The organism is Pseudarthrobacter sp. R1 (assembly GCF_024494415.1).
In the GTDB taxonomy this organism is placed as follows: domain Bacteria; phylum Actinomycetota; class Actinomycetes; order Actinomycetales; family Micrococcaceae; genus Arthrobacter.
In genome coordinates this window covers 337,912-352,834 of record NZ_JAMKFI010000006.1, presented here as the reverse complement: position 1 = coordinate 352,834, position 14,923 = coordinate 337,912, and the positions used below count along the sequence as shown (strand labels likewise).

The following is a 14,923-nucleotide window of genomic DNA, read 5'->3' as shown; positions in this document are numbered from 1 at the left end:
GGCAGACAAAAACGGAAGAGAAAGGTTCCGACGTTGCGTTGGCCAGCTACTTGCTGCTCGACGCATTTAAGGATGAGGCGGATGTGTACGTTGTATCCACTAACGACTCCGACTTGGTCATGCCCATGCGGATGGTCTCCGATGACCTTCATCGGGCTACGGGCCTGTTATCGCCTATGGAACCTAAACGCTCCAGCAACGAACTCAAGCAGACCAACCCCTCCATTCACCGACAGATCACAGTTGCGGCGCTTGCTGCCTGCCAGTTGCCAGACGTCATCAACGATGGCAAAGGCAAAGTACATCGGCCATCGAAGTGGCGCTTAAATTCCGAAGGCCCCGATCTCTCGGAGCCTTCTAACCAGTAGCCGAAGCATCTGGGGGTGTATCCACACTATAGACAGATCTGTTCGCCTAAGTACAGAAATGCACTCAAACCCCATCAAATACCACCTAGGATCTTCAAATGAGGCGAGACGGGGCGAACGCCGTCATTGAAGCCTACGAGAACGGATACGAGCGCAAGGCCCTGGTGGTCATAGCGACGGGCACGGCAAGCCGGGCACCGTACAACGAGCTCGCACCGTCCGGCCCCGACGTCCTGTTCGAGGATGACCGAGTCATAAAAACCGTTCGGGATCCTCCGCACGATCGAAGACCGCGCACGCGTCAGTTAGTCGCCCCGCATTGACAGCAGCTGTGACCCCTGCCATATTTAAGGCGTGAACCTGTCAGACAGCCGGACAGCAGGACAGCCTGCAGCCCTTCCGCTCGCCCGGCTCAGTGCTGCCGAAGCGGTATTCAATGCAATCCGGCAGGACATCGAGTCGGGACGGCTGGCAGTAGGCAGCAAACTCAGTTCGGAGGCCACGCTTTCCCAGCAGTACGGGGTAAGCCGGTCAGTGATCCGGGAGGCGCTCCGCTCCTGCACTGCCCTCGGCCTCACTGTCACCAAAACGGGCAAGGGAACGTTCGTCGTCGCCAACAAAGTGGCCAACGATCTCACCCTCGGCCAGTACTCAGCCCGGGACCTCACCGAAGCCCGCCCGCACATCGAAGTACCCGCAGCCGGATTGGCCGCGGAACGCCGCAGCGGCGAAGAGCTGGAAACTCTCCGCCACATCGTCGCCGCCATGGCCACCGAAACCGACCCGGAGTCCTGGGTCTCCCTGGACTCGAGCTTCCATTCCGCCATCGCCCGTGCCAGCGGCAACAAGGTATTCGCCAGCGTGGTGGCAGACATCCGTGGCGCCCTTGCGCATCAGTCCGAGACCCTGAACATGGTGGCGGACCGGCAGCACGCCTCAGACATCGAACACCAGGACATCCTGGCCGCCATCGAGGCAGGCTCGGCCGAGGAAGCACGCGCGGCCATGGCACACCACCTGCACGCAGTCGGCGTTGCCCTCGAATCCATCCTGAACAGCTAGCCCCAGCCAACCCCAGCCAAGGAATCCATGCTCTCCCCTGCACTTTCTCCTGCCCTCAGTGCTGCCGCCCTTCCGCGGCACACGCCGTTGGTCACTGCCATCCGCGACGGACTGGTGGAGAGCGTCCACTACGGGTCAGCTATCGCACTCAAAGCTGACGGCACAACAGCGGCGGCCGCGGGCGCTCCCCTCGCGCCGTTTTATCCCCGGTCCTCCCTCAAGCCGCTCCAGGCCGTAGCCATGGTGCGCGCCGGCCTCGAGCTGCCGGCTGACCTGCTCGCCCTGGCCGCGGCAAGCCACTCGGGCGGCGCAAAGCACCGCCAGGGAGCCCTGCGCATCCTGGAACAGTACGGGTTGAGCGTCAGCGACTTCGAAAACAGCAGGGACCTACCCTACGGTGCGGGTGAGCGGGAGGAGTGGCTGCGCAACGGGGGCCGCTCCACCCAGCTCACCCAGAACTGCTCGGGCAAGCATGCCGCGATGGTTGCCACCTGCAAGATCAACGGCTGGCCGGTCAAGGGTTACCTGGACCCGTCCCACCCGCTGCAGCAGTTGGTTGCCAGGACCGTCCTGGACCTGACAGACGAGGCACCACTCGCCGTCAGCACCGACGGCTGCGGCACCCCGCTGTTTGCCCTCACACTGCAGGGCATGGCCCGTGCGTTCGGTGTGATTGCGAAGGCTGCCGCGGACGACGACGGCGGAGCGGCTTCACAAAGTGCGGAAGCCGCCGTCGGACTCGCCATGCAGGGTCACCCGGACATGGTGGCCGGGGAAGGCCGGGACGTCACCGCGCTGATGCGCCTGCTCCCGGGCTCAGTGGCCAAGGACGGCTTCGAAGGCGTGCAGCTGGTGGGCCTGCCGGACGGTGCCGCCGTTGCCGTAAAGATTTCCGACGGCGGCGACCGCGCCAGGATGCCGGCCACGGTCAAGCTCCTCGACGCGCTGGGCTTGGACACCACGCCGCTCACGTCAATAGCAACCGCACCCGTTCTCGGCGGCGGCCACCAGGTGGGCCTGCTGCAGGCTGCCGACTTCCTGCCCCAATCATCAATGTCCATACCCGTCAACGAAGCCCTGTAAGGACCCCATGACCACGATCAACACCGCCGCGCCCGTCCGGTCGGAACACGACCTGCTCGGAGACCGCGACGTCCCCGCCGATGCCTACTGGGGCGTACACACCCTCCGGGCGGTGGAGAACTTCCCCATTACCGGCCAAAAGCTGTCATCCAACATGCACCTGGTCCGGGGCCTGGCGGCAGTAAAGCTCGCCGCCGCCCGCACCAACCGCGAGCTGGGGCTGCTGGACGCCGAACGCTCCGACGCCATAGAGCGGGCGTGCCAGGACATCCTGGACGGCCGGCTCGCCGACCAGTTCGTGGTGGACGTCATCCAGGGCGGCGCCGGAACGTCGTCGAACATGAACGCCAACGAGGTCATCGCCAACCGTGCACTGGAGATCCTGGGCCACCCCAAAGGCGACTACGCCCGCCTGCACCCCAACGACCACGTCAACCTGTCCCAGTCCACGAATGACGTCTACCCCACGGCAGTAAAACTGGGCACCATCTTTGCCGCCCGGGAGCTGCTGGACGCCTTGGCCGAGCTCGAGGAAGCCTGCGCGTCAAAGGCGCTGGAGTTCCGCACGGTGGTCAAAATGGGCCGCACCCAGCTGCAGGACGCCGTGCCCATGACCCTGGGCCAGGAATTCGGCACCTACGCCATCACCATCGGCGAGGACCGGCTCCGCCTTGCCGAAGCCGACCTCCTGATCCACGAAATCAACCTCGGTGCGACAGCCATCGGCACGGGCCTGAACGCACCCCTGGGCTACGCCGAGGCAGCCTGCCGGCACCTCGCGGACATCACCGGCCTCCCGCTGGTCACCGCCCCGGACCTCATCGAAGCAACCCAGGACGTGGGCGCCTTCGTCCACCTCTCGGGAGTGCTGAAGCGGGTAGCCGTGAAGCTCTCCAAGATCTGCAACGACCTCCGCCTGCTCTCCTCCGGGCCGCGTGCCGGTTTCGGCGAGATCAACCTGCCGGCCGTGCAGTCCGGTTCCTCCATCATGCCCGGCAAGATCAACCCGGTGATCCCGGAAGTGGTCTCCCAGGTTGCCTACGAAGTGATTGGCAACGACGTCACCATCACCATGGCCGCCGAAGCCGGGCAGCTCCAGCTCAACGCCTTCGAACCCGTCATCGTCCACAGCCTCCACAAGAGCATCTCCCACCTGGAAGCCGCGTGCCGCACCCTCACGGCCCGCTGCATCCGGGGCATCACTGCCAATACCGAACACCTCCGCCTCACCGTGGAACAGTCCATCGGCCTGGTCACAGCCCTGAATCCCCACCTCGGCTACGCCACCGCAACCGCCATCGCGCAGGAAGCACTCGCCACCGGCAAGGGCGTGGCCGAGCTCGTCCTCGAACACGGACTCCTCACCAGCACCCAACTGCAGGAACTCCTCAGCCCCGAACGCCTCGCCAACCTCAGCAAACCGGTTCCGGCCCCGAAAACGGCATCTTAGAAGGACATCTCCATGACAAATCCCCCCATCACAGACCACACAGTGCCGCCGCAGGCGCATGCTTCTGAGTCGGCGTTGCATGCCGAGGACAAGGGCTACCACAAGAACCTCAAGCCCCGGCAGATCCAGATGATCGCGATCGGCGGTGCGATCGGTACCGGCCTGTTCCTGGGCGCCGGCGGCCGGCTCAACGCCGCGGGCCCGTCCCTGGTCATCGCCTACGCCGTGTGCGGGTTCTTCGCGTTCCTGATCCTGCGGGCCCTGGGCGAACTCGTCCTCCACCGCCCCTCCTCGGGTTCGTTCGTCTCCTACGCCCGGGAATTCTTCGGCGAAAAAGCCGCGTTCGTGTCCGGCTGGTTCTACTGGATCAACTGGGCCACCACCACCATCGTGGACATCACCGCCGCGGCCCTGTACATCGGGTTCGTTCGTCTCCTACGCCCGGGAATTCTTCGGCGAAAAAGCCGCGTTCGTGTCCGGCTGGTTCTACTGGATCAACTGGGCCACCACCACCATCGTGGACATCACCGCCGCGGCCCTGTACATGAACTTCTTCGGCAACTACATCCCCTGGATGGCTGCCGTCCCGCAATGGGCCTGGGCCCTGATCGCCCTCGTCGTGGTCCTGGCCCTGAACCTGGTCTCGGTCAAGGTCTTTGGCGAAATGGAATTCTGGTTCGCCCTGATCAAGGTCGCAGCGCTGGTCGTGTTCCTCATCGTGGGCACCTACTTCGTCATCTTCGGCACCCCCGTGGACGGCCAACAGGTCGGCTTCAGCCTCATCTCCGATAACGGCGGGATCTTCCCCAACGGCCTGCTGCCCATGATCATTCTCATGCAGGGCGTCCTGTTCGCCTACGCCTCCATCGAACTCGTCGGCACCGCCGCCGGCGAAACCGAAAACCCCGAAAAAATCATGCCCAAAGCCATCAACTCCGTGGTCTTCCGCATCGCGGTGTTCTACGTCGGCTCCGTGATCCTCCTGGCCCTGCTGCTGCCCTACACCTCCTACGAAAAAGGCGTCAGCCCCTTCGTCACCTTCTTCGGCTCCATCGGCATCCAGGGCGTGGACGTCATCATGAACCTCGTCGTCCTCACCGCCGCCCTGTCCTCCCTCAACGCCGGGCTCTACTCCACCGGCCGGATCCTGCGCTCCATGTCCGTCAACGGCTCCGCCCCCCGCTTCGCCTCCCGCATGAACAAAGCCGGCGTCCCCTACGGCGGGATCGCCCCTGTCCTCCCTCAACGCCGGGCTCTACTCCACCGGCCGGATCCTGCGCTCCATGTCCGTCAACGGCTCCGCCCCCCGCTTCGCCTCCCGCATGAACAAAGCCGGCGTCCCCTACGGCGGGATCGCGATCACCGCCGGCGTGTCCCTCCTGGGCGTCCCGCTGAACTACCTCGTCCCGGCCGACGCCTTCGAAATCGTCCTCAACGTCGCCTCCGTCGGTATCATCATGACCTGGGCCACCATCGTCCTGTGCCAGATCCAACTCCACCGCTGGGCCAACAAAGGCTGGCTCAAACGCCCCTCCTTCCGCATGATCGGCGCCCCCTACACCGGCTACCTCTCCATCATCTTCCTCGCCGGGGTCCTGATCATGGTCTTCATCGAATCCCCCCTGACCATGCTCGTCACCGCCATCGCCTCCATCCTGATGGTCCTCGGCTGGTACGCCTGCCGCAAACGCATCAACGAGATCGCCCAAACCCGCGAGGGCTACACCGGCACCGCCCCCGTCATCGCCAACCCGCCAGCGGAGACGTTCAGGTAAACCACGCCTTCCGCCACCTAAAACCAGCCACATTCGAACAGCCACATCCGAGCAGCCAAAGAAAGCCCATGACACCGGAAACCCACACAATCGCATCCCCCGCCCAGCCCGCCGCCGTCGTAATTTCCGGTGAAGAACCTCCGCAAGCCGGCCATGCGGAGGTGCCCAGCACAAGAAAAAGCACAGCCCTAAAATCTGCCGGACACGTGATCGTTGATTCTCTGGTGGCCCACGGCGTGGAACGCACGTACGTGGTTCCGGGTGAAAGCTTCCTTGACGTGCTGGACGGACTGCACCACTCGGACGTCGAAACGATCGTCTGCCGGCACGAAGGCGGCGCCGCCTACATGGCGGAGGCCGACGGGAAGATGCACCAGCGGCCCGGCGTCGCGATGGTCACCCGTGGCCCCGGCGCGGCCAACGCCCACGTGGGACTGCACACCGCCTGGCAGGATTCCACTCCCATGCTGCTTTTCGTTGGCCTGATTCCGTTCGCGCACCGGGACCGCGAAGCATTCCAGGAGTTCGATATCAAGGCCTGGTTCGACACCGGCGCCAAGCGGGTTATGGTCCTGGACCATCCCGAGCGGGCGTCCGAGATTGTGGCCGAGGCGATGTTCGCGGCAATGAGCGGACGGCCGGGCCCGGTGGTGGTGGGCCTGCCGGAAGACATCATCCGGCAGCAGATCGACCCGGCATTGCATCCCGCGATTCCCGTGGCGGCGGGCGGCATGAGCAGCACGGACGCCGCAGCCCTCCAGGACGCCTTGGCGCGGTCCAGCAAGCCGCTCTTCGTCACCGGCGGCAACGACTGGACCCAGGCCTCGGCGGACCAGCTGACCGAATGGCTGGAACGGCACCACATCCCGGCAGCAGCAGAGTGGCGGACGCAGGGAACGGTGTCCTTCGACTCGCCGTCCTACGTGGGCCCGATCGGCTACGGCCGCCCCCGCCCCACATATGACCTGTTTGAGGAGACTGACCTGCTGGTATTTGTGGGGACGGTGCCCGGGGACGTGATTACTGACGGGTTCGTCTGCCGGCAGGACTGGAACAAGATGAACTTCCTGGTCACTGTTGACCCCTCGCTTCGCGGCCGCTCCGGCCCTGTTTCCCGGCAGATCCTGGCCAAGCCCGAAGCCTTTATGCGTGACCTTGCCGGTATCGACCTGCCGGTGAAGGAAGAGTGGAAGGCGTGGACGGAGCGGATGCGGGGTGAGCAGGAGCAGTTTGCCGCGCTGCCCCCGGCGGCGCCGTCGGCAGGCAAGGCCAGGATGGATACTTTGATGGCCAACCTCGTGCCGAGGCTGCCCGAGGATGCCATGGTGACCTTCGGGGCCGGTGAACATACCAACTGGGCGCACCGCTACTTCCCCACCCGCCGCTACGCCTCCATGATCAGCGCCCGCAACGGCTCGATGGGCTACTCCGTACCCTCTGCGATTGCAGCATCGCTGGCAGAACCGTCACGCCGCGTGGTCACCATTGCCGGGGACGGGGAGTTCCTGATGAACGGCCAGGAACTGGCCACCGCCGCCCAGTACGGCGCCACGCCCCTGGTCATCGTGATGGACAACCAGGAATACGGCACCATCCGAACCCACCAGGAACGGCACTACCCGGAACGGGTGTCCGGAACCCAGCTGAAGAATCCCGACTTCGGCATGATGGCCAGGGCCTTCGGCGGTTTTGGAATTACTGTGACTGACGACCGGGACGTTCCGGCCGCACTGGATGCCGCCCTTGCCGCCATCGACGATGACGGCGTCTTCGCCCTGGTCCACCTCGTCGTCGAACAGCGTGTGAAGGCCTACTGAGCCCGCGCTCAGAAGTTCAGCCAGGCAGCGCTGGCTGGGCAGCGTCCTGACGCAGCAGCGGACGACGGCGGGAGGCGCCGCCGTCGTCCGCTACGGCTGGGCTGGGGCTGCTACGCCGGCACGTTGTCCCCAACCCTGCCCTGAGGCGTAACGGCGGGGACGCCGTCGCCATCCTGCCTGCTACCCAGTTCTCGATGGGGTCGGGGTCGTCCATGGGCCAGCGGATACGGTAGCGAGGTTCTTGAGAGCTTCCTGCACGGCCGACGGATGAATCGAACGGACCCCTAGAGGTGCACCGCCGGAGTGTCCGACGCCGTACCGCTGAAGGTCTTGCGGTTGATGTCGATCAGCAGCAGGGCCACTGGGACGATGAGGATGGCAACGCCTGCGGCCCAAAGGAAGACCAGGGAGTAGCCCGCCGAGAGTGCAGCGGGCCCCGTTCCCCCGGCCGCCACTGTGGCAGAGGCCGCGAGGGTACTGAAGAGTGCTATGCCCAGCGAGCCGCCCACCTGCTGGGAGGCGTTCACCAAGGCGCTCGCAACGCCGGAATCATCCTTGTCCACACCAAAGAGGGCGAGGTTCTGCATCGGGACAAACACCAGGCCAAGGCCTGCGCCGAGCAGCAGCAGGGCGGGGAGCATATTGACCAGGTAGGTTCCGTCGGCGCTTACCCGGGTGAGCCACAGCATGGCAGCGGCAATCAGGACCGGTCCAAGGGCAGTCGGAATCCTGGCACCCAGCCGGGGCAGGTTCTTTGCGGCGATACCGGCCGTCACCATGAGGACCACCGTCATGGGCAGCGAGGCTACGCCGGCCACGAAGGGCGCAAACCCCAGGACGATCTGGAGGTAGAAGTTGATGAAGAGGATGCCGCCGATCAGCACCGCGCCTGAAAGGAAGGACGCCAGGAACGCCGCTGCCCGGTTGCGCTCAGTGGCCACGCGCAGCGGCAGGAGGGGGTGCTTTGCCTTCTTTTCAACCAGGACAAACAGCACCAGCAGGGCTGCGCCGGCCGCAATAAAACCCCATGCCTCCGGACTTCCCCAGCCGTGCTCAGCATTGGTGAAGCCGTACACGAGGGAGCCCAGACCAAGTGCTGCCAGGATGACGCCGGGCCAATCGTACTTGGTGGATCCTCCGGCTTTGCTTTCCTGGACCTTGGCCCAAACACCGGCCAGCGCGATGGCGGCAATGGGAATGTTAACGAAGAAGCACCAGCGCCAGGAGACGTAATCGGTGAGGTAGCCGCCCAGGAGCACCCCGATAGCGGCACCTACGCCACTGATGGAACCGAAGATGGCAAAGGCCGTTCCACGATCCTTGCCGCCCGGAAAGGATACGGTCAGGAGGGCAAGGGCGGCGGGGGCGAGCAGGGCAGCGAACAGTCCTTGGAGAGCCCGGGCTCCAATCAGCTCCCAGGCTTCCTGCGCGATCCCGCCCAGGAGTGATGCCACGGCGAACCCTGCAGCGGCAGCCATGAACGTGCGCTTCCGGCCCCAGAAGTCGGCGATGCGCCCGCCCAGAAGCAGGAAGGCGCCAAGCGCGAGCGCGTAGGCCGTGACCACCCAGGCGCGGGTGGAATCATTGATGCCCATCTCGCGCTGCAACTGGGGCAGCGCGAGGTTGACGATGGTGCCATCGAGCACCACCATGAGCTGGGCCAGGGCCAGGAAGATCAACGCTCCCCACGGGGCGGTGGACCTGGCCAGGTCCGGGGGCGCGGTTGCCAGTTGCGTAGCCATGCTTGGTTCCGTTTCAGCTGTAGTAATACTTATAAAAGTATAACTACTAGGTACAGCACCATTCGCGAGATTTCCGTCACTCCTTCTCTGCCAGGAAACCTGCCAGCCGCTGCAGTGCGGGGAGGCTGGCCGCCAGCTGCTGCTGCTCGCCGGGGAGCAGCTTCGACGCCGAGGCAGCCAGGACCCCGGCCCAGGAGTTTTCAAGGATCGCCCTGATCCGCTGCGATTCCTCGGTGGGATGCAGGGTGACGTAGCGCTTGTCGCTGGGGTCCCTCAACCGGGTGACCAGGTTGGCGGCCACCAACTCGCGCAGTTGGACGCTGACGTTGCTGAACTGCCGGCCGAGCCTCGCAGCCACCTCCGCCACCGTGATTCCCGGACTAGCCTCCACGACGCGTAGGATGTCAACCGCTCCATTCGGCAGCGGGCGGACGCCGGTATCCTCGTGCGACTTCCGGCGCACATCGGCAGAAATATCCAGCAGCGCTACGGCGAGGGCCCGATGGTCCACGCTCTCCGCTGAATGCCCGCGCCGCTCACTTTCCATTGGCTCATCATAGGCACGGACAGGGAAGCCCCAGCGGCGCCTGCCGCTGGGGCTTCCGGTAACTCGTTCCGCTAGAGCCGGTCCGTGTTGTCCTCGCCCTTGTGGCCCGTTCCGCGCAGGTTCTCCTGGACCTTGCCGAACAGATCCTTGATGGTGGATTCGGCGTTGGTAAGGACATCCACCGGCAGGTAGACCTCGTGCGTGAGCGGCAGGTCGTATTCATCCTTCAGATGCGTGCCGTTGCCCACGCCCTCCAGGGACAGGTAAACCATCGCCTCGGTCCGGGCAATTCCGGAGATTTTGCCGAACACAACGGTGAACTCGTTCGGCTGGAAGCTGATGGTCTGGCCGATGTGGCTGCGGCCAAGGTCACCGGCGGGAAGTGCCTTCTCTTGCTGGCTTCGGGTGTATTCCATAAGTACTCCTCAAGGTCGCCGACATCTACGCCTGCAGTCTAATACGAAAGTAGGGTTCGTCAGGCTGCGGTGGCCGGGGTGATGGTGACACTGAAGCCGAGGCTGTTGAGCTTCTTGATGGCGTTGTTCTTGGCTTTGATCGGGTCCAGGCGGGTGAAGTGGTCGGCGCCGGGATCGGCGTAGCATATCACCGCCGGCGTGTCCCTCCTCGGGGTCCCGCTGAACTACCTCGTCCCGGCCGACGCCTTCGAAATCGTCCTCAACGTCGCCTCCGTCGGCATCATCATGACCTGGGCCACCATCGTCCTGTGCCAGATCCAACTCCACCGCTGGGCCAACAAAGGCTGGCTCAAACGCCCCTCCTTCCGCATGATCGGCGCCCCCTACACCGGCTACCTCTCCATCCTCTTCCTCCTGGGCGTACTGATCATGGTCTTCATCGAATCGCCCCTGACCATGCTCGTCACCGCCATCGCCTCCATCCTGATGGTCCTCGGCTGGTACGCCTGCCGCAAACGCATCCGCGAGATCGCCGAAACCCGCGAGGGCTTCACCGGCCTCTCCCCGGTGGTTGCCAACCCGCCGGCGGAGACGTTCAAGAAGTAATCCCGCTCCACGGAGTACGACGGCGGCACCCCAGGTTCTTGAATTCGGGAACCTGGGGTGCCGCCGTCGTTAGTTGTTGTTCAGCTTTCGCTTAGTGTGATGGTTCCACCACCATCGCCGACCCTCCGCCACGCCTGGCCGGTTCGGCCACAGCAATGACCTTGTTGTCATCGAGGAACTCGATGGCAGTGGCAGCGCCGATCTCCGCGGCTGAGGTACCCGGCGCACCTGCAGCGGCGAAATTGTGGCCGTACCGTGTGGCAAGGTCCTTTCCATACGGCGCGTCGATGAACGCCTGCTCAGCAGTTACATTTGCGGTGTTGCGCTGTGAAGCGCGGGGAGCCGCCAAGGCGTCCTCAACGCTCATGCCGAGGTCGATCCGGTTGATAAGTGTCTGCAGCACCGTGGTGATGATGGTTGAACCGCCCGGGGAACCAAGCGCCAGGAACGGTTCGCCGTCCTCGAGCACGATGGTGGGCGACATGGACGAACGCGGCCGCTTGCCCGGCTCGATGCGGTTGGGGTCGGTTTCGCTGTACACCGGTGAGAAGTCCGTCAGCTCGTTGTTCAGAATGAAGCCGCGGCCGGGAACCACGATGCCGGAGCCGCCGGTCTGCTCGATGGTGAGCGTGTACTCCACCACGTTGCCCCACTTGTCCGAAACCGTGAGGTTGGTGGTGTTGATGTTCTCCGTATCCGAGGCGCCAGTAAGCGCCGCTGGTTTGGCCGGGCACACGCCGTCGTATGACCCCACGTCCCCTGCAGCCACAGGCTTTGTGGCCGCCCGGTGAGGGTCAATGGCGCAGGCGCGTTCCTTGCCGAAGACCGGGTCCAACAATTCCTCCGTGGGGACATCCACGAATGCCGGGTCACCCACGTACTTTCCACGGTCGGCAAACGCGAGCGCGGTGGCCTCAAGGTAGTGATGGAGCACCTTTGGCTTGTCCTCCCGAAGGGACGGCAGGTCAAACACCTCAAGGATGTTCAGTGCCTCGCCCACCGTGGTGCCGCCGCTGCTCGAAGGCGCCATGCCATAGACGTCGTACCCGCGGTACTCAACGTGGGTGGGGTCCTGGTCAAGGGCCTTGTAGTCGTCCAGGTCCTCGGTGGTCATAACGCCCGCAGGTCCGGGCAACGCACTCTGGCCCGGACTGCTGGGGGCATTGCGCACCGTGGACACGATCTCTTCCGCCAGCGGGCCCTCATAAAACTCGTCGACACCCTTGTGCCCCAGGATGCGGTATGTCTCGGCAATGTCCTCGTTCCTGAAAACGGTTCCGACTGCAGGTGCATCGTTATCCGGGCCGGGCAGGAAAAGCTCCCTCGTCGCCTCGAATGGCAGGAAGCGCTCCCTGTTCTCCAGCGTCTGGAGGCGGAAGGTTTCATCCACCACGAAGCCATCCTCCGCCACGTCAATGGCAGGCTCCAAGGCTTCCCCGAGGCTCATGCTGCCCCAGCGGTCCAGCGCCCGCTCCCAGGTTGCCGGCGTACCCGGCACGCCGACCGAGATTCCACTGGTTGCCTGCTTCTTGAAGTCATAAGGCGTCCCTGTGGCGGGGTTGATGAAGGCGTCCCTGGGCATCGCCTGAGGGGCGGTTTCCCGGCCGTCAATGGTTTTGACCTTGCCCGTGTCCGCGTCGTAGAACACAAAGTAGCCGCCGCCGCCGATGCCGGCGCTGTAGGGCTCAGTCACGCCGAGGGTGGCTGCCGCGGCGACAGCGGCGTCAACCGCGTTGCCGCCCTTGCGAAGGACTTCGATGGCCGCCGCCGAGGCGTCCAGGTCAACGGTGCTGACGGCTCCGCCGTACCCCTTCGCGACAGGGGCCTTTTCAGAGTCGTCGGCCTCCCATGAATGGGCAGAGGCCGGGCTTACCAATACTCCGGTCGTCACGCTCATTGCCAGCGCCGCCGTACCGGCAGCTACCCGGCGTCCCAGATGTGGCATGATTGCTCCTGAATGGGTTCGAGTGAGGTGGATCACACGCTACTCCTCGCACCATCTACTCTCAACGGCTGCGCCTACCCCACTTGACGCGCACCAGGCCCGGGTTTATCCTCAGCCCCATCCTGCCGTTTCAACGGCTTGCGAGGAGGACCGTCATGAACAATCCGGAAGCAAAAATTGTTGTAGGTGTGGACGGCTCTGATTCCTCCGTGCAGGCCCTGCGGTTGGCGGCCAAGCTGGCGCCCGCACTCGACGCGCGCATCCATGCGATGGCTTGCTGGAATTTTCCGCAGATCTATGCTGGCTACGTTCCGCCCGACTTCGAGGCCTTTGAAGGAGCCGCAAGGCAAACCTTGGCCGAGGCTCTCGGCAAAGCGTTCGGGCCGGATGCCCCCGTGGAGATTACCCAGGCCATAGTCCGCGGCCCAGCCCCGGCCAAACTGGTCGAAGCCGGCGCCGACGCCGCGCTCCTGGTGGTGGGCCGCCGCGGGCACGGCGGCTTCATTGGTATGCACCTTGGATCGGTGAGCTCAGCATGCGTTTCGCACGCCGCCTGCCCGGTCCTGGTGGTGCATGCCGACAGCAACCACCGCCACCACCATCTCTGGAGAGGCTCCAAGAACAAGGGCGCCGCGAAGCTCTAGCCGCCTTAACCTTCCTGGCGTAACGCAACGCCCCGCCGACTCCGTGCCGGGAGCTGATCCCCTATGCTCAGCAGAGTGCCCCTTGGCGCCGACGCCCGCAGGGGCGGGGTAACGAGCAGTTCAACGACGAACCAACCGGGAGACAGCATGACCAACTGGCGGATCAGGGACTTCCATTCTGCTGACCTCGACGGGATCCTGCATCTCTGGGAAACGCTCAAGTCCCACAACGTCGAACCCGTGTACGCACTGTCCGAGGTCCTCGCATCGTGCGAAAAGGACCATGCCGTGGTGGCGGTGCAGGGCGACCAGGTGGTGGGCGCCGCCGTCGGACGCGCCGCGCACGACCAAGGCTGGATCGTTTTCCTGGCCACGCTGCCTGAATACCGTGGCCGCGGGATTGGCACCTCGCTGCTGGCCGCCGTCGAAAACCGGATGGCCCCGCACGGGCTCAACAAACTCTCCGCGCTTATGCCGGAATCGGAAACCCGGGTGGAGGCATTCCTGGGCCGCGGCTTCGCGCTCAAGAAAAACCTGCGTTACTTCGAGCGGACCATCCCCGTCCAGCGGCAGGAGCTCGGCGCGCTGGGCCAGCTCGGCGGCCGCGTCCTGGCCCGCGACCTCTGGGAAAATGTGGCCGGCATGCGCAAGGAAAAGGAACTGCTGGAACGCCGCCTGGTCCTCCCCCTGGCGGAGGCCGACCTCGCCGACGAATTCGGCGTTGTCCCGCCCCGTGCCGTGGTGCTCTTCGGCCCGCCCGGTACCGGCAAGACCACCTTCGCCAAAGCCATTGCCTCGCGGTTGGAATGGCCCTTCGTGGAGGTGTTCCCTTCCCGGCTTGCCGCGGACCCGCAGGGCCTGGCCGGCGCGCTGCGCGAGACCTTCCTGGAGATCGCAGAGCTGGAACACGCCGTGGTGTTCATCGACGAGGTGGAGGAGATCGCGTCCCAGCGCTCGGGCGAGCCGCCGTCGCCGCTGCAGGGCGTCACCAACGAGCTGCTCAAGATCATCCCGGCCTTCCGCGAACAGCCCGGCCGCCTGCTGGTCTGCGCCACCAACTTCATCCGCGCCCTGGACACCGCCTTCCTGCGCCACGGCCGGTTCGACTACGTCATCCCCATTGGCCTCCCCGACCGGCAGGCGCGCGAGGCCATGTGGCAGCGCTTTATCCCCGCCCCGGTGGTGGATGACGTGGACGTGGAACTGCTGGTGGACAAGACCGAGGGCTTTTCCCCCGCGGACATCGAGTATGCCGCCCGGAGCGCGTCCCAGCGCGCGCTGGAGAAGGCAGTATACGACGACGGCGGGCTCGCTTCCGGCGGCGCACTTTCCGTCCGGGAGGCGGTGCGGAAGGGGCCCTCCACCCAGGATTACCTGGACGCGATTGGTGATACCCGCACCACCGTCAGCGCCGAAGTGCACCAGGACTTCCTCGAGGACATCGACGCCCTGGGCCGCGTGTGAGGCA

At 64.9% G+C, this 14,923-nt stretch carries 13 protein-coding genes and 3 pseudogenes; 12 read left to right on the top strand and 4 right to left on the bottom strand.

Annotated features, from left to right (window positions below):
- The first annotated feature begins 38 nt into the window (after positions 1-38).
- The 8 genes and pseudogenes from M8J71_RS07705 to M8J71_RS07665 all read left to right on the top strand — a co-directional run bounded on the left by M8J71_RS07705 (position 39) and on the right by M8J71_RS07665 (position 7,555).
- Positions 39-368: a hypothetical protein gene (locus M8J71_RS07705; protein ID WP_256247355.1), complete on the top strand. Its 330-nt coding sequence runs from the start codon at positions 39-41 to the stop codon at positions 366-368.
- A gap of 98 nt (positions 369-466) precedes the next feature.
- Entirely contained in the window at positions 467-691 is a 225-nt protein-coding gene (locus M8J71_RS07700; protein ID WP_256247354.1) for a hypothetical protein, read from the top strand.
- 31 nt (positions 692-722) lie between these two features.
- Positions 723-1,430 carry a FadR/GntR family transcriptional regulator gene (locus tag M8J71_RS07695; protein ID WP_256247353.1) on the top strand — a complete coding sequence of 236 codons (708 nt, stop codon included), beginning with the start codon at positions 723-725 and terminating at the stop codon, positions 1,428-1,430.
- A 27-nt stretch (positions 1,431-1,457) separates the two neighbouring features.
- Positions 1,458-2,513: an asparaginase gene (locus M8J71_RS07690; RefSeq protein ID WP_256247352.1), complete on the top strand. Its 1,056-nt coding sequence runs from the start codon at positions 1,458-1,460 to the stop codon at positions 2,511-2,513.
- A gap of 7 nt (positions 2,514-2,520) precedes the next feature.
- The gene (locus M8J71_RS07685) at positions 2,521-3,963 is read left to right on the top strand and encodes an aspartate ammonia-lyase (protein ID WP_256247351.1); all 1,443 of its coding nucleotides are present in this window, start codon (positions 2,521-2,523) and stop codon (positions 3,961-3,963) included.
- Positions 3,964-3,975: 12 nt separating this feature from the next.
- Positions 3,976-4,356 (top strand): annotated as a pseudogene (locus M8J71_RS23790) (amino acid permease); the annotation flags it as partial.
- A 22-nt stretch (positions 4,357-4,378) separates the two neighbouring features.
- A pseudogene (locus M8J71_RS23605) lies at positions 4,379-5,738 on the top strand (amino acid permease); the annotation flags it as partial.
- 68 nt (positions 5,739-5,806) lie between these two features.
- Positions 5,807-7,555, top strand: coding sequence for a thiamine pyrophosphate-dependent enzyme (locus tag M8J71_RS07665; protein WP_256247350.1), 1,749 nt, complete (start codon positions 5,807-5,809; stop codon positions 7,553-7,555).
- 284 nt (positions 7,556-7,839) lie between these two features.
- Here M8J71_RS07665 and M8J71_RS07660 read toward each other — a convergent pair whose 3' ends face one another.
- The 3 genes from M8J71_RS07660 to M8J71_RS07650 form a co-directional block, all read right to left on the bottom strand.
- Entirely contained in the window at positions 7,840-9,297 is a 1,458-nt protein-coding gene (locus M8J71_RS07660) for an MFS transporter (protein WP_256247349.1), read from the bottom strand.
- 76 nt (positions 9,298-9,373) lie between these two features.
- Entirely contained in the window at positions 9,374-9,844 is a 471-nt protein-coding gene (locus tag M8J71_RS07655; protein ID WP_256247348.1) for a MarR family winged helix-turn-helix transcriptional regulator, read from the bottom strand.
- A 71-nt stretch (positions 9,845-9,915) separates the two neighbouring features.
- On the bottom strand, positions 9,916-10,260 hold the full coding sequence (locus M8J71_RS07650) for a hypothetical protein (protein ID WP_256247347.1): 345 nt from the start codon (positions 10,258-10,260) through the stop codon (positions 9,916-9,918).
- Between the two features lie 81 nt (positions 10,261-10,341).
- Between M8J71_RS07650 and M8J71_RS23600 the strand changes: the two genes are divergently transcribed.
- Together M8J71_RS23600 and M8J71_RS07640 are read left to right on the top strand one after the other, a co-directional pair.
- Positions 10,342-10,443: a hypothetical protein gene (locus M8J71_RS23600; protein ID WP_350224076.1), complete on the top strand. Its 102-nt coding sequence runs from the start codon at positions 10,342-10,344 to the stop codon at positions 10,441-10,443.
- Positions 10,444-10,446: 3 nt separating this feature from the next.
- A pseudogene (locus M8J71_RS07640) lies at positions 10,447-10,866 on the top strand (amino acid permease); the annotation flags it as partial.
- Between the two features lie 91 nt (positions 10,867-10,957).
- Here the strand turns inward: M8J71_RS07640 and ggt are convergent.
- Positions 10,958-12,811: a gamma-glutamyltransferase gene (gene ggt / locus M8J71_RS07635; RefSeq protein ID WP_256247344.1), complete on the bottom strand. Its 1,854-nt coding sequence runs from the start codon at positions 12,809-12,811 to the stop codon at positions 10,958-10,960.
- 155 nt (positions 12,812-12,966) lie between these two features.
- Between ggt and M8J71_RS07630 the strand changes: the two genes are divergently transcribed.
- Positions 12,967-13,455: a universal stress protein gene (locus M8J71_RS07630; protein WP_256247343.1), complete on the top strand. Its 489-nt coding sequence runs from the start codon at positions 12,967-12,969 to the stop codon at positions 13,453-13,455.
- A 147-nt stretch (positions 13,456-13,602) separates the two neighbouring features.
- Positions 13,603-14,919 carry an ATP-binding protein gene (locus tag M8J71_RS07625; RefSeq protein ID WP_256247342.1) on the top strand — a complete coding sequence of 439 codons (1,317 nt, stop codon included), beginning with the start codon at positions 13,603-13,605 and terminating at the stop codon, positions 14,917-14,919.
- Positions 14,920-14,923 lie beyond the last annotated feature (4 nt).